At 67.9% G+C, this 20875-nt stretch carries 16 protein-coding genes; 11 read left to right on the top strand and 5 right to left on the bottom strand.

The annotated features are described in order from the left end of the window. Positions 1 to 78: 78 nt before the first annotated feature. Positions 79 to 1527 carry a hypothetical protein gene (locus J7E45_RS05340; RefSeq protein ID WP_215067676.1) on the bottom strand — a complete coding sequence of 483 codons (1449 nt, stop codon included), beginning with the start codon at positions 1525 to 1527 and terminating at the stop codon, positions 79 to 81. Continuing rightward, positions 1524 to 2309, bottom strand: a complete 786-nt coding sequence (locus J7E45_RS05335; RefSeq protein WP_215067674.1) for a glycosyltransferase family 2 protein — start codon at positions 2307 to 2309, stop codon at positions 1524 to 1526. The genes J7E45_RS05340 and J7E45_RS05335 overlap by 4 nt, the downstream gene beginning before the upstream one ends. 54 nt (positions 2310 to 2363) lie before the next feature. Here J7E45_RS05335 and J7E45_RS05330 point away from each other — a divergent pair, with 54 nt between their 5' ends. Then, positions 2364 to 2807 (top strand): GtrA family protein, encoded by a 444-nt coding sequence (locus tag J7E45_RS05330; protein WP_215067673.1) that lies wholly within the window; start codon positions 2364 to 2366, stop codon positions 2805 to 2807. A 24-nt stretch (positions 2808 to 2831) separates the two neighbouring features. Here the strand turns inward: J7E45_RS05330 and J7E45_RS05325 are convergent, their stop codons facing one another. Further along, positions 2832 to 4265 carry a polysaccharide biosynthesis tyrosine autokinase gene (locus J7E45_RS05325; RefSeq protein WP_374225448.1) on the bottom strand — a complete coding sequence of 478 codons (1434 nt, stop codon included), beginning with the start codon at positions 4263 to 4265 and terminating at the stop codon, positions 2832 to 2834. A 136-nt stretch (positions 4266 to 4401) separates the two neighbouring features. Further along, complete coding sequence (locus J7E45_RS05320) at positions 4402 to 5754, bottom strand: polysaccharide biosynthesis tyrosine autokinase (RefSeq protein WP_215067671.1); 1353 nt, start codon at positions 5752 to 5754, stop codon at positions 4402 to 4404. Positions 5755 to 5824: 70 nt separating this feature from the next. Here J7E45_RS05320 and J7E45_RS05315 point away from each other — a divergent pair, with 70 nt between their 5' ends. The 10 genes from J7E45_RS05315 (at position 5825) to wecB (ending at position 20175) form a co-directional block, all read left to right on the top strand. After that, entirely contained in the window at positions 5825 to 7030 is a 1206-nt protein-coding gene (locus tag J7E45_RS05315) for a hypothetical protein (protein WP_215067670.1), read from the top strand. Positions 7031 to 7159: 129 nt separating this feature from the next. Further along, positions 7160 to 8974, top strand: coding sequence for a nucleoside-diphosphate sugar epimerase/dehydratase (locus J7E45_RS05310; protein WP_308162062.1), 1815 nt, complete (start codon positions 7160 to 7162; stop codon positions 8972 to 8974). After that, positions 8971 to 10101, top strand: a complete 1131-nt coding sequence (locus J7E45_RS05305) for a DegT/DnrJ/EryC1/StrS aminotransferase family protein (RefSeq protein ID WP_215067668.1) — start codon at positions 8971 to 8973, stop codon at positions 10099 to 10101. Before J7E45_RS05310 ends, J7E45_RS05305 begins: the two co-directional genes overlap by 4 nt. Before the next feature lie 8 nt (positions 10102 to 10109). Next, entirely contained in the window at positions 10110 to 11198 is a 1089-nt protein-coding gene (locus tag J7E45_RS05300; RefSeq protein ID WP_308162061.1) for a GNAT family N-acetyltransferase, read from the top strand. Beyond that, a complete protein-coding gene (locus tag J7E45_RS05295; protein WP_215067664.1) occupies positions 11191 to 12216 on the top strand; it encodes an ATP-grasp domain-containing protein in 1026 nt (341 codons plus the stop codon). Before J7E45_RS05300 ends, J7E45_RS05295 begins: the two co-directional genes overlap by 8 nt. After that, positions 12213 to 14603 (top strand): glycosyltransferase family 4 protein, encoded by a 2391-nt coding sequence (locus J7E45_RS05290; protein ID WP_215067662.1) that lies wholly within the window; start codon positions 12213 to 12215, stop codon positions 14601 to 14603. The genes J7E45_RS05295 and J7E45_RS05290 overlap by 4 nt, the downstream gene beginning before the upstream one ends. A gap of 7 nt (positions 14604 to 14610) precedes the next feature. Continuing rightward, positions 14611 to 15879 carry a lipopolysaccharide biosynthesis protein gene (locus tag J7E45_RS05285; protein ID WP_215067660.1) on the top strand — a complete coding sequence of 423 codons (1269 nt, stop codon included), beginning with the start codon at positions 14611 to 14613 and terminating at the stop codon, positions 15877 to 15879. Next, the gene (locus tag J7E45_RS05280) at positions 15876 to 17027 is read left to right on the top strand and encodes a nucleotidyltransferase family protein (RefSeq protein ID WP_215067658.1); all 1152 of its coding nucleotides are present in this window, start codon (positions 15876 to 15878) and stop codon (positions 17025 to 17027) included. The genes J7E45_RS05285 and J7E45_RS05280 overlap by 4 nt, the downstream gene beginning before the upstream one ends. 33 nt (positions 17028 to 17060) lie before the next feature. After that, positions 17061 to 19052 carry a DUF4012 domain-containing protein gene (locus J7E45_RS05275; RefSeq protein WP_215067656.1) on the top strand — a complete coding sequence of 664 codons (1992 nt, stop codon included), beginning with the start codon at positions 17061 to 17063 and terminating at the stop codon, positions 19050 to 19052. Between the two features lie 52 nt (positions 19053 to 19104). Then, complete coding sequence (gene wecB, locus J7E45_RS05270; RefSeq protein ID WP_215067654.1) at positions 19105 to 20175, top strand: non-hydrolyzing UDP-N-acetylglucosamine 2-epimerase; 1071 nt, start codon at positions 19105 to 19107, stop codon at positions 20173 to 20175. 18 nt (positions 20176 to 20193) lie between these two features. On the opposite strand, the gene lepB is transcribed toward wecB, so the two are convergent. Continuing rightward, positions 20194 to 20865: a signal peptidase I gene (gene lepB, locus J7E45_RS05265; RefSeq protein ID WP_215067652.1), complete on the bottom strand. Its 672-nt coding sequence runs from the start codon at positions 20863 to 20865 to the stop codon at positions 20194 to 20196. Between the last annotated feature and the right edge of the window lie 10 nt (positions 20866 to 20875).

Below are 20875 nucleotides of genomic sequence, written 5' to 3'. Positions count from 1 at the left end.
CAGAACCTCGGAACCGGCCGGTCGCTGATCTCAGCGGTCGGCCGGTTCTCTGTGTATAGGGGCGCCGAGGTGCGACGGTCAGGGTGCCGCGCAGATGCGGTACTGGCCGGCGTCGACGAGCGTCTCGGTCGTGCACGGCTGCGTGGTCAGTCGGGGCACGTCGGCCATCGCGGGGGCGTCGAAGAGCCCGACGTGCGCACCCGTCAGCACGATGGGCGCGACCGCATACCCCCAGGGCTCCGCGGCCAGCCACTCGACGTCGTTCGCCTCGACCCAGGCCGTGAGCGGCACGAGGGCTGTGCGCTGGCTCTCCAACGTGGTGCGGGGCTCGTACGTCGACGCGACATGACTCACGCCGCCACCGGCAATCACGGCGGCCAGCGCGGAGGCGGCGACGATGCCGATGGCACGAATGCCCTTGCGGCGGGGCAGGGCCGCCACCGCCCACAGGGCGACCGCGGCGATGACGGGGAAGAACGCCAGGATGCCGGGTGCGGGGTGCCGCACCCACAGCGGCAAGCGGTAGGCGGTCGCCCACCAGCCCACGAAGGCGAGTGCGCCGACGATCGCCGCCAGGGCGTAGGCGATCACGATCCGGTCCGCTGCGTTCGCGTCACGCCAGCGCAGCACGATGCCGGTGAGGGCGAGGCCGAGGGCGATGACCGCTCCGATCACGGCGACGAAACCGGGCAGCGACCACGAGTCCGCCAATGTGCCGAGCTTCTGCAGCACCGTGGTCGCGGCGTCACCCTGCCCGCCGGTGCGGAGGAAGTGGGCGAAGTCGCGCACGTGCTGCACATAGCCGGAGAACCCCAGCGACAGCAGCGCCCCCAGCTCGAGGAGCAGCGTGGGCACGGCGGCCAGCAGGAGGGGCAGCCACGATCGCCGGAGGGCGTCGCGCACGCGCGCCCAGCCGGTGCCGTCGGAGAGCACCCACAGGGCGATGGCGAAGGCGGGCAGCGCGAGGGCGGCGATGAGCTTCGCCTGGATCGCGAGGCCCACGAGAAGCCCGGCCAGCCAGGCGCGTCGGGGAAGCAGTGTGAGGGCCCAGACGAGGAGCGCGGCCGCGGGGATCTCGCCCAGCAGGTCGGCGGGGCCCTGGATGGGGGAGAAGCCGGCATCCGCCGTGAATGCCAGGGGAACGGCGACCGCGAGCAGAGCGGCCCAGCGTCCGCCGATGCGTCGCCCGATCACGGCGAGGCCGGCGAGGAGCGCCACCCAGAAGGCCAAGGGGACGAGTCGTGCGGCCAGCACCGGGTCCATCCCGGTCGCGAGGAGCGCGGCGACGGGCAGGAGCACGACGGGCCCGGTCGAGATGCGCGGGTCGAAGGGTGTGATGGTCGAGCCGGAGAGGGCGCCGTCGCTGGAGTATCCGAGACCGTCCAGCAGGTTGAGCGGGACGGTGAGGTTGAAGGCCTCGTCTTCCCAGAAGCGCCACACCAGGAGGCTGTGCCACGCGATGATGACATGCCCGATCAGCAGGGCGACGGCCGCCGCCCAGAACGCGATCGTGCGTGCGCGGGTCATCGCGCGACGGTCTCCGGCCGACGGATGCTGCGCAGGGGAGCGGACGGCCGCAGAGAGAGCGTCCATGCCTCGACGAGGGCGACGCGCACGAACCGGCGCAGACGCTTCGGCGGCAGGGTGACGGAGTTGCCTCGCCCCCACATGGTGCCGGTGGTCGATGCTCCGCGTCGGGGGATGCTGGCGACGCGCAGGTAGCGCACGGTGAAGCCCGCGCGCGCCTCGGCGAGGGAGAAGTGCACGTGCGGCACCGTGGCGTCGGCCGGGGTCGCGTCGACGAGCAGTCGCAGGGCATCGGGGCGGTAGGCCCGCAGCGGGGTGTTGACGTCGGGGATGCGGCGTCCGGCGGCGAGGGCGATCAGCAGGCCCACTGCCCCCGTGAGCACCTTGCGGTACCAGGGGTCGGTACGGCCGTCGCGCACGCCGTGGACGACGTCGGCGTCTTCGGTCGTGAGTGCGTTGATCAGCCGAATGAAGTCGCTGCCGTAGAACTGCCCGTCGCCGTCCACATGCACGAGCACGTCGGGGTCGGCGGCAAGTCCAGCGCGGTAAGCCGCGAGGGCTGTCGGGCCGTGGCCGCGGTTCAGGGGCTGAACCGCGACGGTCACGTCGGAGACGCCGTCGAACACCGAGGCGGTGGCATCCGTGGAGCGGTCGTCGGCGACGTGGAAGGTGATGCGGTCGGCCAGGGGAGAGACGCAGTCGCGGATCTCGTCGATGAAGCCCTGGATGCCCTCGGCCTCGTTGTAGGCGGGCATGACGACGGCGAGGTGGCGAAGGGTCACGGGGTCCTTGGGGTGGCGGAGGGCGCGGGGATCAGCCAGTAGCCTAGTTGAGCCATGAACCCTCCCTCCCGCATCCGTCGCATCGCCAGCGTCGGCAGCCGTTTTCTCGTCGTGGGTGCTCTGAGCACCCTCATCGAGGTCGGCGTCTTCAACCTGCTGGTCTACGTGTGGGGATGGGATGTGGTCGCCGCGAAGATCGTCGCCTCGCTCGTCGCGCTCGTGAACGCGTACATCGGCAACCGCGAGTGGACGTTCCGTCACCGGGATCGTCGCGGACGGGTCTCCGAGGTCACGCTGTTCCTCGTGACCAACGCCGTCTGCACGGCCATCGGCGCCGTGCTCGTCTGGGTGGGCGTCGAAGCGGTCGCCGCGGTGCTCGGCCGAGAGCCCGGGGCGGTCGCCGTCAACCTCGTGAACCTGACGAGCATCGTCATCGTGGTCCTGCTGCGCTTCGTGCTCTATCACGGCATCGTCTTCCGGGTGGCGCCGACCAAGTAGTGGTGCGGCTCGGTCGCGGGCAGGTCAGGCTCGGGCGGTTTCGCGCTTCTTGGCGCTCTTCGCCTTCTTGGCCTTCTTCGCTTTCCGGCGATCCGTCGACGTCTCGCCGTCGAGGTCGTGCGTCGAACCGTAGGTGTACGAGCCGTAGCCGTAGCTGTCGGGTCCCTTGGTCGGCAGCATCGTGACGACCACGCCGAGCATCTGCACGCCGGCGTTCTCGAGTGCCCGCAGTGCTCCGGAGAGCTCCTGCTTCTTCGTCTTGCCGGAGGCCGCGGCGAGGATCACTCCGCGGGTCTTGCTTCCCACCACGGCTGCGTCGGTCACCAGCAGCAGCGGCGGGGCATCGATCAGCACGTAGTCGAAGTAGTCGCCGAGCGACTTGAGCACCTGATCCATCGCGGCCGAGCCGAGCAGCTCGCTCGGGTTCGGCGGGACCTGCCCGCTCGGCAGGACGTACAGGTCGGACGTGCCCCACTTCTGCAGCGCATCGGCCACGTCCACGCGTCCGATGAGCACGTCGGTGAGTCCGACGCCACCCTCGATGCCCAGGTAGTCGGCCACACGGGGCAGTCGCAGGTCGCCGTCGACCAGGGCCACGCGGGCTCCGGTCTCGGCGAGGGCGATCGCGAGGTTGGCGGTGGTCGTCGACTTGCCTTCGCCGGGGCCGGCGCTGGAGACGACGAAGATGCGGGGGCCCGAGTCGAGGTTGAGGAACTGCAGGTTCGTGCGCAGGCTGCGGAACGATTCGGCGCGCGGGCTGCGCGGGTCGGCGTGCACGATCAGCGGGCGCTTGGTGGCATCCGGGTCGTACGCGATGCCACCGAGGACGGGGCGATCGGTGAGCGTCTCGATGTCGTGGAGCGTGTGGATGCGGTTGTCGAGCACGGTGCGCAGCATCGCGATGCCGAGCCCGAGAGCGAGGCCGATGATGCCGCCGAGGACGATCAGCAGGCGCACGTTGGGGCTCGTCGGCGTGGAGGAGGCGATGGCGGGCTCGGTCACGGTGATGCGCACCGGGCTGACGGCGTCTTCGGTCGCGGGCTGCTCGAGCGTCTTCTGCACCGCGTCCTGGAAGCTCACTGCGACGGCATTGGCGATGGCCGCCGCCTGCTCGGGGTCGCCGTCGGTCACACTCACGTCGATCAGGACCGTGTTGAGCGGCGTGGTCGCGGTGACGCGGCTGCTGAGGCCCGAGACCGAGTCGTCGAGGCCGAGTTCCTCGATCACGGGTTCGAGCACGAGCGCCGTGCCGACGACGTCGACGTAGCTCGTGACCATCTGTCGTGCGAAGGTCGTGCCCTGCACGAGGTCACCGGTGGCGGCGCCTTCGGTGCGGACCGAGACGTACAGCTGCGTCGATGCGACGTACTTCGGCTGCTGCAGTGCGGCATAGCCGGCACCGCCGGCGAGGCCGAGGACCATCAGGACGAGGATCAGGATCCAGTTTCTGTGCAGCACACGCACATAGTCGCGAAGTTCCACGCGGCAGATTCCCCCTGATGCAATGCGACCTCTGCCGATCAAGGCGGGCCGTGAAAACGGTATCCCGGTATTCTTCCACAGCGGCGGTGGGACGACCGGCCGCTGCGTGTGGTCAGTTCGTCGTGGTCGGCGCAGCGGCGCTGTAAGTCGTGCTCGCGGCCGCGGTGACCGGTGCCTTCGTCAACACGGTTCCGAGCACTCGGGCTCCGACCGACTCGATGCTCTTGGCCGCGTCGGCGAGCCGGTTCGCCTGCGACGATCCGGCGGCGGCGATCAGCAGGGCTCCGGTCGTGACGCGCGCGATCACGGCGGCGTCCGTCACGAGCAGCAGCGGTGGCGCGTCGATGATGACGACGTCGAAGGCTTCTGTGAGCGTCTCGATCAGGCCCTCCATCGCGGAAGAGCCGAGCAGCTCGGCCGGGTTCGGCGGCACAGTGCCGGCCGGGAGGACGAACAGGGCGCTGCGGCCCCAGCGCTGGATGACGTCGTTGAGCTGCACGCGACCGGCCAGCACATCGCTGAGCCCGATGCCGCCCTCGATGCCGAAGTACTCGGCCACGCGGGGGAGGCGGAGGTCGCCGTCGAGCAGGGCCACGCGCTGACCGGCGTCGGCGAAGGCGAGTGCCAGGTTCGCCGCCGTGGTCGACTTGCCCTCGCCCGGGCCGGAGCTGGTCACGACGAACACGCCCTGGTTGCCGGAGAAGAAGAAGCGCACGTTGGTGCGGAGGCTGCGGTAGGCCTCGGCGCGGAGGCCGTGCGGCGCGGTGCTCATGGCGAGGGGGTGCTCGCCCGTGTCCGGGTCGAGCGGGATCTGTCCGAGGACGGGAACCGGCACGGCGGCCTCGACGTCGGCGGCGACGCGCACCCGGCGGTCGAGCGTCGCCCGCAGGAGGGCGACGCCGACGCCGACGGCGAGCCCGAGCAGCGAGCCGATGATGAGAGAGAGGGAGAGGTTCGGCGCGACGGGATTCGTCGGCACCTGAGCGGGTTCGAGCGTGACGATCCGGATGCTGAACGCAGCCGCCTGTTCGCGGCTCTCGAGCGTGTCGGTGACGACGGTGGCGAAACTCTCGGCGACGGCGTTCGCGATGCGGGCGGCCTGCCCCGGGTTGCGGTTGTCGACCGTGATCGTGATGATCGCGCTGTTGAGGGGTGCGGAGGCGCTGATGCCCGTGGGGGCTGTGGTGAGGCCGAGGTCTTCGGTGACGGGGTCGAGCACGAGGGAGCTCGTGATGAGCGAGCGGTAGGTCTCGACGGCCTGCTTCGCGTACCCGGTGGCGAGCGAGCGTTCCGCGGGCGTGGCCGTGTCGGCGACCTGCGCGGCCACCATGACCTCGGTCGAAGCCTGGTAGCGGAGAGGGGTGAGCATCGCGACCAGCGCACCCGTGGAGAGCCCGATCAGAACGCTCGCGACGATCACGACGATCTGTCGGCGGAACACCCGAAGGTAGTCATGGATGTCCAAAGCTCTCCAGCGTGGTCGAGTGCGATCGGCGGTATCGTCTTCCGAGACTACCGATTCCTATGAAGGCGACATGACGCACCTCAACGATCTCTTCCCTGACGGGCCCCGCGCCGGCGACGCAGGGAGCGTGGTGCTGGACGACCACCACACTGCGCGCCGCTTGCGGGAGATGATCGGCGAGCCGCGGCAGAGTGGCGCAGCGGCGACGTCCGACGCAGATGCTCGAGCTCTCGCCGACATGGTTCAGGCCGCCGCGCGCACCGCCGTTCCGGTCGGTGCAGGTTCCGGGGAGTCCTCCCGTTCGAAGAAGCGGCCGAGGCGCTCAGTCGACGCCGTGACGCTGTCGGCTGCCTCGCTCGCCGTCGTGGCGCTGGTCGTCGCCGGCACCGTCGGCGGCATCCAGATGGCGACGGCCAGCCCGGCCGCGAGTGCCGTGGACTCGTTGGAGGCCGATGAGGCCGCCCTTCTGAATGCTCACCAGTCCCTGAAGACGGCTCAGGACCGGCTCATCGCCGACATCGACGCGCAGACGGCGGAGGTCGCCCCGCTGCGGAGCGCGCTCACCGGGACGAGCACCGCGCCGGATCCGGCCGGGGGAGCCGACGATGCGCCGATCGCGGTGACCGACGCCGCCGCGCTCGCCACGGCGCTCACGGCCGTCGATGCGTATGCCTCGGGGCTGGCGGCGATCACCGTTCCGGAGCTTCCGACGGAGTACGTACGTGCCGACATCGACGAGGATTCGCTCGTGGAGGTCGGCGGCGCGATCGACGGCGTGCAGGAGCGTCTGGTCGCGATGGACGACGCGACCGCCGAGGCGCGGGCTGTCCGCGAGAAGTTCGATGCGCTTCGGCCCACCGCCGACGTGGCGGTGGATGCGTACGCCGCATCGTTCGTGCCCGCTGCCCAGGCCGCGCTCGGCCGCTACCCGGATGCCGAGGAGTCGCTGCGTGCGGCTGTGACCGATGCGGCGGCGCGCGTCGCTGCCGCGGATCTGTGGACGGTCGAGGGACGTTCGGCGCTGGCGGCCTACCGGGATGCGTTCGTCGCTTTGGCTGCGGACCAGCTGCGGTTCGAGATCGAGCGCGACCAGCGCGAGGACATGAACCAGTGGCAGCCGCAGCAACAGCAGCAGCAGGGCGACGGGACTCAGAATCCGCCCACGGAGGGAAGCACCGACCCGGGAACCGGCGTTACTCCGCCTGTCCCGAACCCCGGTGGCGGCGAAACTGACCCCGGCACCGATCCGCCGGTAGATGGCGAGGGAACGCCCTAACGCACAGACCTGCTCGTTCGCTGTGAGAACATATCTCCTGGGGATTGAATAAGTCTGAGGGGGCTCCGTATCTTGATTCCGGATGGGTCTGTCGACGTGTCTACCGGCAATATTCCAATATTGTCCGAGGTGTCCGTGAAGCAGCGGCGACGCCGGATGCTCGCCGCGGCGGTCGATGGGCTCGCCTGGACCTTCGGCGTCGTCCTGGCGATCGCGCTCCGCTTCGAGTTCATGATGGACCCCCAGGGGTGGATCGCGACGATCGTGCTCGCGCTCGCCGCCGGCGTCATCCAGATGGGCGTCGGATTCGCGACAGCCCTCTACCGCGGGCGATTCACCTACGGCTCCTTCGACGAGGTCCGTGCGGTGGCGCTGATCGTCGTGGTCGAGGCGGTGCTGCTGTCGCTGATCGTCATTCCTATCGGGCCGATCGTCGGCATCCCGCGCGGCACGCTGCTGCTCGCCTTCCCGTTCGTGCTGCTGCTGATGTTCGGCGTGCGGTACGTGGCTCGTCTCGCGATCGAGCGTGCACGCAAGCCCGGTGCTGATGCCGAGGCGGCCTTGATCATCGGTGCGGGGTTCCTCGGTGACAAGCTGCTCGCGAACGTCACGACCGACCCGTCTTCGCCGATCCGACCCGTCGGCCTGCTCGACGATGACCCGGCCAAGCGCAACCTCCGTCTGCGGGGCGTGCCGGTGCTGGGCACCACACGCGACATCGCGTCGGCCGCCCGGAGCACCGGCGCGAAGCTCGCCGTCATCGCCATCCCGAATGCCGACAGCACCCTGCTGCGTGCGCTGAGCGACCGTGCCGCGAGCGCCGGCCTGCGGGTCGCGGTCACTCCCACCTTGGCGACTCTCGCGTCGGGGGAGCAGTCCGTCACCGACGTGCGCGACATCAGCATCGAGGATCTGATCGGACGCCACCCCGTCGACACGAACGTCGAGCTCATCGCCGGGTACATCACCGGTCGCCGCGTGCTCGTGACCGGCGCCGGCGGCTCCATCGGTTCGGAGCTGTGCCGACAGCTGGCCAAGTACGGTCCGAGCGAGCTGATCATGGTCGACCGCGACGAGACCGGCCTTCAGGTGGCGCAGCTCGGGACTCTCGGCCACGGGCTGCTCGATTCTCGCGACGTCGTCCTCGCGGACATCCGTGAGGAGCAGAATCTGCTCGACATCTTCGTCGACCGTCGCCCCGAGGTCGTGTTCCATGCCGCCGCTCTGAAGCACCTGCCGATGCTCGAGCAGTATCCCGACGAGGCGTGGAAGACGAACGTGCTGGGCACGCTCAACGTGATCAACGCCGCGCGTGCCGTCGGCGTCGACACCTTCGTCAACATCTCGACCGACAAGGCGGCCAACCCGACGAGCGTGCTCGGTCACTCCAAGCGCGTCGCCGAGAAGCTCACCGCCTGGGCGGGATCCGTGACCGGGATGCGGTACCTCTCGGTGCGGTTCGGCAACGTGATCGGAAGCCGCGGGTCGATGCTGCCGACGTTCCAGCGGCTGATCGCCGAGGGGCGGCCGATCACGGTCACCCATCCCGAGGCGACGCGGTATTTCATGACGATCCCCGAGGCGTGCCAGCTGGTCGTCCAGGCGGGCGGCATCGGGCGCGCGGGCGAGGTGCTGATCCTCGACATGGGCGAGCCGGTGTCGATCCTCGAGGTCGCCAAGCGCATGATCGCGATGTCGGGCAAGAGCGTCGAGATCGTGTTCACCGGGCTCCGTCGCGGCGAGAAGCTGCACGAAGAGCTCGTCGGTTCGCGCGAGAACCTGGAGCGGCCCTTCCACCCGAAGGTGTCGCACACACGGGCCGACATCATCACGCCCGAGCGGCTCGACAAGGCGGGCTGGATGGACCGGATGTTCGCGAGCCCGCGGATCAATGACACGGTGGCGATCGAGCCCATCCGTGCGGAAAAGGTGTCAGAGGCGTGAGCGAGCGGATCTACATGTCTTCGCCCGATGTCGGCGAAGCAGAGGAGCAGGCGGTCGTCGCGGCGATGCGATCCGGATGGATCGCACCTCTCGGCCCCGATGTCGACGCCTTCGAGCGCGAGCTCGCCGAGCGCGTCGGCGTTGCGCATGCGGTGGCGCTGAGCTCGGGGACCGCGGCTCTGCACCTCGCACTGCTCACGCTCGGCGTGAAGCCGGGTGACGTGGTGCTCACCTCGTCGATGACCTTCGCGGCGACGGCCAACGCCATCGTCTACACCGGCGCCGAGCCGTACTTCATCGACGCCGATCCCGCGACCGGGAACATCGACGCGGCACTGCTGCGTGAGGCTCTCGTCGAGCTGCGCGAGGCCGGCGAGCACGTGTCGGCCATCGTCCCGGTCGACCTGCTCGGCAAGGCCATCGACTACACCGCGGTCCTCGCGATCGCCGACGAGTTCGGTGTGCCGGTCGTGGCGGATGCGGCGGAGTCGCTGGGCGCCACGCACGCCGGTCGTGCGGCGGGCAGCTTCGGACGCGCATCCATCGTGTCGTTCAACGGCAACAAGATCATGACGACGTCCGGTGGCGGAATGCTGCTCACCGACGACGCCGACTTCGCGCAACACGTGCGGTACCTGGCCACCCAGGCACGGCAGCCGGTGGTGCACTACGAGCACACCGACATCGGCTACAACTACCGGATGAGCAACCTGCTCGCGGCGCTCGGCCGCGCGCAGCTCGCTCGCCTCGACGCCATGATCGCCCGCCGTCGCGAGATGCGCGAGCTGTACAAGCAGCTCTTCGCCGCGGTCGATGGCGTGGAGGTCTTCGGTGCCGAGGGGGACGACGCGGACAACGTCTGGTTGACGTCTATCCTCATCGACTCGTCCGTCACGGGCTGGGAGCCCTCCGAACTCGCCGCAGCGCTCGCCGCCGACGACATCGAGAGCCGCCCGCTCTGGAAGCCGATGCATGCTCAGCCCGTCTTCGACGGTGCGCGCAGCAAGACCAACGGGGCGTCGGAGGCACTGTTCACACGCGGTCTAACCCTGCCGAGCGGCTCGGCTCTGACCGATGCGCAGCGTGAGCGCGTGGTCACCGCGATCCGCGGCTTCCTGAAGCGATGAGGGCGCGGGTGCGTCCGTACGACGTGGTGAAGCGAGGGCTCGACGCGGCAGCCGCTGCGGTGGGACTCGTCGTGCTCGGTCCCGTTCTCCTCGTTGCGTATGTCGTCGTCACGTTGGCTCTGGGCCATCCGGCCATTTTCAAGCAGCAGCGCCCTGGCCGGCATGGGGTGCCGTTCACGCTGCTCAAGTTCCGATCGATGCGGTCGATCGACGCCGCTCGCGGCCGCGTGTCGAACGAAGAGCGGATGACCAGGTTCGGGCGAGTGCTGCGCGCAACCAGTATCGACGAGATCCCGAGCCTGTGGAACATCTTCGTCGGAGACATGAGCTTCGTCGGTCCTCGACCCCTTCGTCTGGCCTACCTCGAGCGGTATTCGGCTGAGCAGCAGCGCCGCCATTCGATGCGGCCGGGACTCACCGGGCTTGCGCAGGTGAGCGGTCGCAACGCGCTGACCTGGGATGACAGGTTGCGGTTGGACCAGGAGTATGTGGAACAGCGAAGCCTCCTGCTCGATGCTCGGATCCTGTTCCTCACGGCGAAGGCCGTCATCACCCCTCGCGATGTCGCGGCGGAAGGCCAGGCCACGATGAGCGAGTTCTTCGGCCCGGAATCGACGAGCAGGCTCTCTCTCGCGCCCCTCGCGGAGGAGCACCTCGAGACGCGGGTCAGCTGGCTGAACGACGACCGCGTGAGGGCGGGCATCTCGATCAGTTTCGCAGCGGACATCGACTCGACGGTGCGGTGGTTCGCCTCGACGAGGTCTTCATCGGACCGATGGGACTGGGTGGGAGTCACTCCCGCCGGAGTCTCCGTCTCGATGTGCGGTCTGCTGCGCGTGGAAGAGAGCACCGCGTCGCTGTACATCTACGTCGATCCCGATCAGCACAAGAACGGCTTCGGCAGAGACACCATGAGCATTCTCATCGCCAACGCCAGACGCCTCGGCTTCGACAGGCTGGAACTGGAGACACCGGCAGACAACGAGCCGGCCCGTCGTCTGTACGAGAGCCTCGGTTTCTCTATCGTCGGGACCCGCGAGGACGGCAAGAAGCTCCACCTCACCAAAGACATCACGGCAGGGCACGCGAATGGATGACAGCCAGACGTTCCGGATCGTCATCGGGTCCGCGGGGCGCCGAATCTACCTTCACGACTGGTTCGAGAAGGCGCTCTCCCGCGCAGGCGTATCGGGTGAGGTGCACGTCACCGATGCTGACGCTCGATCTGCGACATACTCGCATGCGACGCACCGACACCTCATGCCGGCGTACGCGTCTGACGAGTACTTCCCCGCGATGGTGAACCTGGCCGACCGGTTGCGCCCTGCACTGCTGTTCTCGGTCAACGACTATGAGATCGAGGCGCTGGCGACCTCCGGGCTGGGACAGCGGATTACGGAGCTCGGTACGGAGGTGCTCGGCGTCCCCGGTGATCGGCACCACCTCGTGCACGACAAACTCCTCATGTCCCGTGCTCTGACTCAGGAAGGGATCGCGACGCCGCGTACGGTTCTGCTCACAGACCTCGAAGGCCTTGCCGAGCTCGCCCGCTCCGCGCCGCGGATCATCATCAAGGACCGTTTCGGCAGCGGCTCGTCGGGACTCATCAACGTGGCTGCGGGCGACCTTTCCCTCGCCGTGGAGTGGGCGACGAGATCCGGTGGCCTGGTGCCCGACGGCCTCATCGCGCAGCCAGCGCTCGAAGGCATCGAGTTCGGTCTCGACGTGGTCGCTCCCCTGAAGGTGGGCGCGCACCCGGTCGCGGTTCTCGCGAGGCGAAAGCTGCGCATGCGGTCGGGTGAGACGGACCAGGCGATCTCGGCGGACGCGTCGCCGTTCCTGCCGCTCGGCGAGCGCCTCACGACGTGGCTCGGCCACCGGGGCAGCGTGGATGTCGACGTCATCGTGGCCGATGACGGCGTGCCGAGCGTGATCGACATCAATCCGCGCTTCGGTGGTGGGTATCCCTTCAACCATCTGGCGGGTGCCGACCTGCCCGCACTCTTCGTCGCGCAGCTCAACGGCGGGTACGGAGCGGAACTGGGCGAATTCCTCCGGTACGACGTGGGCGTCGCATCGAGCAAGTACGAGGCAATTGTAGGAGCTGCTGAATGACACTCGAAGACCGCAGCGTCGTGAGCGACCGGCACATCTGGCTGGTCAATCACCACGCCCTCGTGCCGTCGAAAGACGGGGGCTCCGGGCGTCACCTCAACATGGCGCGCTACCTCCCCGCCCACGGATGGAGCGCCTCGTTGATCGTGGCGAGCACGGTTCACGCGCGCGGTGCGCAGGCGATGCCTGGATGGAAGCTGCGCCAGATCACCTCGGAGGATGGAGTCCCTGTCCTTTGGGTGCGGGCCAGCGCATATGGCCGCAGCATGGCGCGGCGATTCATCGGAATGTTCGTCTTCACAGCTATCGCTCTGCTCCCGGGCATGACGCGCGGGCTCCGCAGACCCGATGTCGTGATGGGGAGCACAGTCCATCTGCTGGCTGCCTGGGTCGGTTATCGTCTCGCCAAGCGCAACCGGGTGCCGTTCGTGTACGAGATTCGTGACGTGTGGCCCGATGCTCTCGTCCACCTCGGCAAACTCACGCCGCAGGGGCTGCCTGCGCGTTTCATGCGCCGTCTGTCCGTCAAGCTGGCGAGAGTCGCGGACATGGTCGTCTCGCCGCTGCCGCACGTGGACCGCTATCTCGAGGAGAACGGCATCGACCCGGCGAAGTTCTGCTGGGTGTCGAACGGGTTCGACGACTCGACAGCGCTCGACCTCCCCGAGGACAACGAATCGCCGTTCACCTTCATGTACCTCGGCGCTCACGGCAATGCCAACGCCCTCGATGGGGTGATGGAGGCGTTCGATCGGTTCTGCTCTGCGCACCCCGACATCGACGCCCGCCTCCGATTCGTCGGGAATGGGCCTCTCAAACCGCAGCTCCAGGACTTCGCGAAGAGTCTGTCGAGTTCCTCGCGCATCGCCTTCGAGGATCGAATCCCGCAGAGCGAGGTGATCGCTCGGGCGAGGGAAGCGGACTGTCTGGTCGCAAGCCTCCACGACAGTCCGGTCTACAACTACGGGATCAGCCCGAACAAGCTCTTCACGTACTTGAACGCCGCACGTCCGGTGATCTTCGCCAGCAGCGCTCCGAACAACCCGATCAGCGAAGCGGGATCGGGTCTGACTGTTCCCGGTGATGATCGTCCCGCGCTTGCTGAGGCGATGTTCGAGATCTACAGCATGCCGCTTGCGGAACGCGCCGCGCTGGCCCGCAAGGGTCACGAGTACGTGAATGCCACCTACACCCACGAGGTGCTGACTGCGCGCCTCGCGTCGGCCCTCGGTTCTTTGGCGAAGGCGCCGCTCGCGAGCGCCTCGAGCCGCCGACGTCGGCGGTCCGTTGCTCACGTCAGCTCGGTTCACCCGTCGACGGACAACCGCATCCACTACCGTGAGTGCGCGAGTCTCGTCGAGGCGGGTTACGAGGTCACCCTGATTGCGGTGAAGAGCCCGATCGAAGGGCCGCCCTCGGGCGTCACGGTGCTCACCATTCCGCGGCGTCGGCGCATTGCCCGGATGCTGCTCTCGAGCCTGCAGGCCGTCACGATGGCGATTCGTACGCGCGCCGCGGTGGTGCACCTGCATGACCCCGAACTGATCCCTTACATTCCCGTCCTCCGGATGCTCGGGCGTACCGTCGTGTACGACGCGCATGAGGACCTTCCGATACAGGTGATGACCAAGTCCTATCTCTCGCCCGCTCGGGCAAAGGTCGTCAGCTGGTTCGCGACAGGGCTCGTACAGATTGTGCGCTCCGCCAATGTCTGCGTCGCCGCGACCGAGACGATCGCGGCGCATCTTCCGACCGACCGAGTCGTCGTCGTGCACAACTATCCGCCGCTGCGGGAGAGCGAGTCGTCGGCCGACGAGGTCGACATCAACGAGCGCGCCCAGACCGCTGTGTATGTCGGGGGTATCGCGAGCCGCCGTGGCTCTGACACGATGATCGGCGCTTTCGGGGATCCCGGCGCGCCCGAGGGCTGGCGACTGAATCTTGCCGGTTCGCTCTCGGAAGCGCATCTGAGCTCGCTCCGGGCGCTCCCGGGTTGGGGGCAGGTCGACTTCGTGGGCCAGGTCGGCCCCGAGCAAGCACGCGACATCATCCTCTCGAGTCGAGTCGGACTCGTACTGTTCGCCGACACAGAGGCGCACAGGGACGCACTGCCCACGAAGATGTTCGAGTATTTCGCCGCCGGTGTTCCGGTCATCGCCTCGGACTTCCCGCTGTGGCGGACCATCGTGGCCGAGCACGAATGCGGTCTGCTCGTCGATCCATCGTCACCGGCCGAGGTGGCGGCCGCGCTGGCGGAGTATGCGCGCAAGCCCGAGTTGCTCTCCGCCCACTCTCGCAACGCCCGGCGGCTGGCCGTCGAGCAACTAAATTGGCAGGCCGAGGGCAAGCGGCTGGTCGACACCTATGATCGGTTCCGCTGGAGATGAGACGTTCGTGTTCCGACGGTTGAGCGCGCTCCTGCAATCCGGAGTGTCCCGGATTCTGACCGGAACCCTCATCGGTCAGGGGACCCTGCTTGCGGTCTCGCCGTTGCTGACCCGTCTCTACGACGTCTCTGACTTCGGGGCGCTCGCCGCATTCACGGCGTTGGCGACGGTGGCGGGAGGTATCGTCAGCCTCAGCTGGGAACGGGCGATCGTCATTCCGCGCGCTGAGCTGAGCGCCCGTGCGCTCGCGATCCTCACTCTCGGCAGCACCGCTGTCATGAGTGCGCTTCTGGCCGTGCTCATGTGGTTCGGTGGTCCCTGGCTGGACACGCTGCTCCAGACGGCGGGGATCTTCTCCGCCTATTGGTGGCTGCTGCCGCTGACGACCATGGCGATGGGGACGTATTCCGCGCTGTCCTCGACGCTCGTCCGCGATGCCGCCTATGGTCGGCTCGCCGTGCGAAACGGCATCCAGGGCACGTCTCAGGCGCTTTCGAGCGTCGTCCTCGGCCTGCTCGCGGTGGGTCCGCTCGGCTTGCTGTCGAGCATTCTCGTCGGGCGGGTGGCGAGCTCGGTCGGGATGGCGGGGACTCGGGGGGAACGTCGCGAATGGCCATCCCCGTTGCGCGTGCGAGTAGTGGCCCGCCGCTACCGGCGCTTTCCGCTCGTCGTCACCTGGTCTCGGGTACTCAACATCCTCGGGCTTCAACTCCCGCCGCTGATCGTCATCGCGATGTACGGATCGATCGAGGCCGGGCTCTATGCGCTGACCATCCGCGTTCTGGCGACGCCGATCGGCATGGTCGTCGATGCCGTCAGCCAGTACTTCGAAGGCACGTTCGCGACGCGGCGGCGAGAGAGGGCGGGACGCCTCTCCGCCCTGCTTCTTCGAATCTCCACGCGTCTGCTGGCCGTGGCAGTGGTCCCGGCGATCGTGGTGGCTGTCTTCGGGCCGGTGCTGTTCGGGTTCGTCTTCGGTGCGGAGTGGGCGGTGGCAGGTCAGTATGCGCAGATAACCGTGCTCTTCTATCTTGCTCAATTCGTCGTGGCTCCGATCTCTCGCGCGCTGCTCGTGCTCGAGCGGCAGTACCTCCAGCTCGCCTGGGATGTCAGCCGGACGGTCCTGATCTGCGCTGCCGTGCTCCTTCCCGGGCTGTGGGGCTTCGGGCTGGAGGCCGCACTCATTGTGCTGACTATCGTTCAGGTCGCCATGTACGCTGCCCTGTTCCTGCTGTGCCTCTTCGCATCCCGCCGCGCGGAGGCGGAATGGGCATGAGCACGGGCGCGGGGAGCCGACCGGCGAAAACCTGGCGTTCGGTCGCCGTAGGCGCTCTCGACCTGGTCGGACACCCGATCGGCGAAGAGGGCTACGAGCTGCTGCTGCTTCCCATCAACGCAGGCGCCCCCGCCTACCTGTGGGGTGACGGGGCAGCCGCCTGGCGACGCCTGCTGGAGCATCCCGCAGCTGACGAGACACTCGATGAGCACACCAGCGACGTCGTGCGTCAGCTGGAGGAGATGGGACTCGCCACCGCATCGCCTCATGTCGACCGAGGCGCGGTCGAGTTGTCGCCGCCGTGGCTGCGGTCCCCGCAACATGAGCTCGTCTATGCGCTGCTCGCCGAGGTGGCGAGACAGAACGCGATCGAGATCGTCTTCATCAAGGGCCCGGCCCTGCATGCTCAGGGGCTGCGAGCTCGTGAGCACTCCGGCGACGTGGACTGCTGGGTTCGCCCCGGAGACGAGGTGCGACTCGCCGAGGCCATGGTGGCTTGGGGATGGACACCGCTCTACTCGGCTTTTCTCGGGACGGGAGTGCCACACTCCCTCACGCTGCAGCCAGCGGAGTGGGGGTGCGCTATCGATGTGCACTCGCGATTCCCTGGAATGGCGATCAGTCCCGAAGTCGCATTCGAGTATGTGCAGGCGAGTTCGGAGTCCCGCGCCTACGCCGGAGTGCGAGTGCAGACGCCCTCGAGGTCCGAGCACGCAGTGATCACGGCCCTGCACGAACTCCGCCCGACCCACGGACGGCAGCCCAACCCGGTGCAGGCGGCGAACGCCCGCCACGCACTGGAAGCCGCCGGCCACGACACGATCCGTTCCGCGAATGATCTCGGGGCAGGGTACGTGCTTCGACAAGTCCTCCGTGAGGCATACGGCGAGTCGAGTATCCACGGACTGGCCACCCCGCGACCCGAGGACTGGGCATGGCGATCCGCTTCGGGCCCGCGCCGCTACGTAAAGGCGTTCCTCACCGTGCCATGGCGCCACCGCGCCCGCGTGCTCGGGCGGCTCATCTGGCCATCGACCGCGATGATGCTGTCGGTCGAGGATGCTCCAGATGCTCCCGCTCGGACTCTGGTGCTTGCCCGTGTCCGCCGGTTCTCCCGCGCCGTGCGTGCCCTCCTCGGGGGGAAATAGGGGTTATGCAGCTTCAGATGATTGGATCGTGAGATGCCCGAGAACAGCTCGCCCCCTCCGTCGCGCCGCGAATTGCGAGAAATTCAAGCCCAGCAGAACGCGCAGGCGGCGCCGGAGCAGTCCGACGGTTTGGCAGGGCTGTTCGGCGACCAGCCATCCGGAGGGCGAGACGAGCAGCTGGCGCACCCTGACGCACGTCCACCGCGGTCACACGACGACGGCAGGACCGGCGGTCGCGGACGGCGTCCTCGCCGAAAGCGGCGCGCGCTGTGGATCACGCTCTCGTGCCTCGCGCTGCTGATCGTGGCGGCAGCCGGGCTGGCGTGGGCGGGTTCGAAAGTGTACGCGCAGGCGATGGACGCTCGTGCGCACCTTCTTGCGGCGATGCCGCACGCGGCTGAGTTCCGCACCGCATTGCTCGCCGGTGATACCGCGGCCTCGGAAGCGGCAGCTCATGCGTTCGAGGCGGAAGCCGCGCAGGCGGCTTCCGCTACCGGAGGCAGGATCTGGGGAGTGCTCGAGTCGATCCCGCTCCCGCCCGCTGAGAATCTGCGTGCGGTGAAGACGGTCGCCGAGGCGGCTGAGGAGATGGGCGCTCGGGTCTTCGTCCCGGCGAGCTCGATCGGCCTTGCCAGTCTGACCCCTCAGGATGGTCGTATCGACGTGGCGCAGCTGGAGGCCGTCGGTTCCATCGTGGGCGAGGCGGATCGTTCCGTCAGTGCGCTTGCGGAGCGGGTGGGCGGGATCGATCAGTCGGCGCTGCTGCCGCAGGTGAAGCAAGGGGTCAGCCAGATCGTCGACGCGATCGCCGAACTGCAGCCCATCCTTACCGCGGCGTCTGACACCCTCGAGTTTCTCCCCGCGATCCTCGGGGCTGATGAGCCTCGGAACTACCTCCTGATGTTCCTGGGCAATGCGGAACTCCGTGCGGGCGGGGGAGGCCCGGGATCATTCATCCAGGTGCGTGCGGAGGACGGCGCTCTGTCGGTCGTCAGGCAAGCGGCTGCGACCGAGTTCACCAGCGCCCGAGCGGAGCCGATCGCGCCGCTGGATGCCGAGTCGGAGGCGCTCTACTCCGACATCCTCGGACGCTGGATCGCCAACCTCACCGGAACTGCCGACTTCCCCACGAGCGCCGGGCTGGCGCAGGCGTGGTGGGCCGAGAAGTTCGACGATCAGATCGATGGCGTGATGTCGATCGACCCGGTCGCCCTCAGCTACCTGCTGCCCGCGACCGGACCGATATCCGTGCCGACAGGTGAGACGCTGTCGTCGGAGAACGCCGTGAGCATGCTGCTCAACGAGGTCTACTTCGCGTACCCGAAGGGCGTCGACTCGAACGCATTCTTCGATGGTGCAGCCGCTGCGATCTTCGCCCAGGTGCTCGGAGGAGCGCCAGAGCCGAAGGCATTCCTGGAGGGGCTTCTGCAGTCGGTCGATGAGGGTCGGATCCACTTCTGGTCAGCGAACGAGGACGAGAGAGCGGCCATAGGTGCCACGGCGCTCTCCGGCACACTGCCGACGACCAACGATGACGTGACAGCCGTCGGCGTCTATTTCAACGACACGACCGGCTCGAAGATGGACTACTACGTCGATGCGTCCGTGAATCTCACGACGGATCAGTGCACGGCGAGCACCGCCGAGCCGACATGGACCACGGCCATCAGCTTCACCAACGGCATCAGTCGCGGTGACGCCGAGTCGCTCCCGAGCTACATCACGGGTCCGTACTACCGGCCGGGTGACATCGCGACCGACGTGATCTTGTATGCGCCGGTGGGCGCATCAATTGAATCGCTGACGGTCGACGGAGTGGAGACCGCCGGCACCCGCGCGACACATCTCGGACGAGGGGCCGTGCGGGTCAGCATCCTGTCGCCGCCGAACTCCACTCAGAACATCGTCGCCACCTTCCGCGGCGCCGAGGGCGAGCCCGCGAGTGGCTATGGTGCACCCGAGGTGAAGCACACCGCGATGGTGAGGGAGACGCCGGTGACTCTCGACGCCCCTGGATGCGGTTAGCCGCGGAAGGTGTCCGGATGAGCGAGGGGTCGTCACGCCATAGGCTTGTTCCGTGAAGGTAATCAGTGTCGTCGGCGCCCGTCCTCAGTTCGTGAAGCTCGCTCCGATCCATCGGGCGATGAAGGCCGCCGGGGTGGATCACGTGATCGTCCACACCGGCCAGCACTACGACCCGATGCTCTCGGACGTGTTCTTCGAAGACCTCGGGATCGGGGACCCCGATGTGCATCTCGGCGTGGGCAGCGGTTCTCATGGAGTCCAGACGGGCAGCATGCTCGCCGCCCTGGACGCCGTGTTCGATGAGCATCGCCCCGACTGGGTGCTCGTCTACGGAGACACGAACTCCACCGTCGCGGCTGCCCTCAGCGCGGTGAAGATGCACATCCCGGTGGCACACCTCGAGGCCGGCCTGAGGAGCTTCAACCGACGCATGCCCGAGGAGCACAACCGGGTTCTCACGGATCACGCTGCCGACGTCCTGCTGGCGCCGACCGAGGTCGCCATGGGACACCTCACGCACGAAGGCCTCGAAGACCGCAGCGTGATGGTCGGCGACGTGATGACCGATGTCCTGTTCGAGATGCGGGACAAGGTCGGCGCCGAGCCCTCTCGTCTCGTCGCAGAGCTGGGGCTCGAGCCGGGCGAATACTATGTCGCAACGATTCACCGCGCGGAGAACACAGACGATCCTGAGCGTCTGGCATCGGTCGTCGACGCACTGTCTGCTCTCGACCGCCCCGCAGTGCTTCTTGCACACCCTCGGGTGGTCGCGAAGGCTGCGGAGCACGGGATCGACCTCCAGCGCGGGACACTGCTCACGCACGCGCCGCTGGCGTACCCGGATCTCATCAATGCGGTGATGTCGAGCGCGGGGGTGGTCACCGACTCCGGTGGTCTGCAGAAAGAGGCCTTCTTGCTTCGGATCCCGTGCACGACCGTGCGCACCGAAACCGAGTGGGTCGAAACCGTGCAGCTCGGGTGGAATGTGCTCGCCAACAGCGCCGCGGAGATCGCCGACGCCGTGCGCCGGCCGATGCCGGCGACGACGTTCGAGGCGCCCTACGGCGACGGCAATGCCGCGGAGCGGGTGGTCGAGGTACTCTCGGCCGGATCTCTCCGCTGAGCGCACCGCCGCTCGTCGCTACGGCCCACCCCAGCGGCTGATCGGCCACAGGATCGGCCCTGCTTCGCCTACGACGAGGTCTCTCTCCGCCCAACGCCAGCAATCGTCCGCGCCGCCGCCTCGGCACAGGTAGGCCGAGTCGGCAGAATTCGCCCGGTTGTCGCCGAGTACGAGGTAGGACTCGGCGGGGACCGTGACAGGGGGGAAACACCGCAACGACGCGGGTTGGGAGTCGCAATCGAGTTCCCCGTCGATGAACGGGAGGTCCTTGCGCACGTAGGGCTCGTCCAATTCCACACCGTTGACACGGACAGCACCTTCGGCGCTGCAGCATTCGACCGTGTCGCCGGGAACGCCGATCACTCGCTTGACGAGGACGTACGGGCGGATCCCTGTCGTCTCCCCGACCCAGGAGACCGCTGCGCTGAGCCCGTTCGCGGGTGTCGGGCGCTCTCCCCAGGCATCGCCGGGACGGAACAGGACGATGTCGCCTGCTGCGGGGTCGGAGCCGACGTAGGCGAGGCGATTCACGATGAGCCGATCGCCGGGTTCGAGCGTCGGGGACATCGAGCCTGATGACGGCTGCCCCAAGAAAGCGATCACGACAGCGGTGAGGCCCAGCGCGAGCGCGAGATGGATCCAGAGTTTGGATCGGCGTCGGCGATCAGGGCGGGACTCAGATGTCGTCATCTCGGCCTCC

Source organism: Microbacterium sp. ISL-59, assembly GCF_018613945.1.
GTDB classification, from domain to species: domain Bacteria; phylum Actinomycetota; class Actinomycetes; order Actinomycetales; family Microbacteriaceae; genus Microbacterium; species Microbacterium oxydans_B.
The sequence above is the reverse complement of the archived record's forward strand: the minus strand, read 5'-3'. Positions and strand labels throughout refer to the sequence as shown.

What these genes read in the sequence shown, in the direction of transcription:
- J7E45_RS05340 (WP_215067676.1), bottom strand. Translation starts at nt 1,527, where the DNA reads ATGACCCGCGCACGCACGATCGCGTTCTGGGCGGCGGCCGTCGCCCTG.
- J7E45_RS05330 (WP_215067673.1), top strand. Translation starts at nt 2,364, where the DNA reads ATGAACCCTCCCTCCCGCATCCGTCGCATCGCCAGCGTCGGCAGCCGT.
- J7E45_RS05315 (WP_215067670.1), top strand. Translation starts at nt 5,825, where the DNA reads ATGACGCACCTCAACGATCTCTTCCCTGACGGGCCCCGCGCCGGCGAC.
- J7E45_RS05295 (WP_215067664.1), top strand. Translation starts at nt 11,191, where the DNA reads ATGGATGACAGCCAGACGTTCCGGATCGTCATCGGGTCCGCGGGGCGC.
- J7E45_RS05290 (WP_215067662.1), top strand. Translation starts at nt 12,213, where the DNA reads ATGACACTCGAAGACCGCAGCGTCGTGAGCGACCGGCACATCTGGCTG.
- J7E45_RS05280 (WP_215067658.1), top strand. Translation starts at nt 15,876, where the DNA reads ATGAGCACGGGCGCGGGGAGCCGACCGGCGAAAACCTGGCGTTCGGTC.
- J7E45_RS05275 (WP_215067656.1), top strand. Translation starts at nt 17,061, where the DNA reads ATGCCCGAGAACAGCTCGCCCCCTCCGTCGCGCCGCGAATTGCGAGAA.
- lepB (WP_215067652.1), bottom strand. Translation starts at nt 20,865, where the DNA reads ATGACGACATCTGAGTCCCGCCCTGATCGCCGACGCCGATCCAAACTC.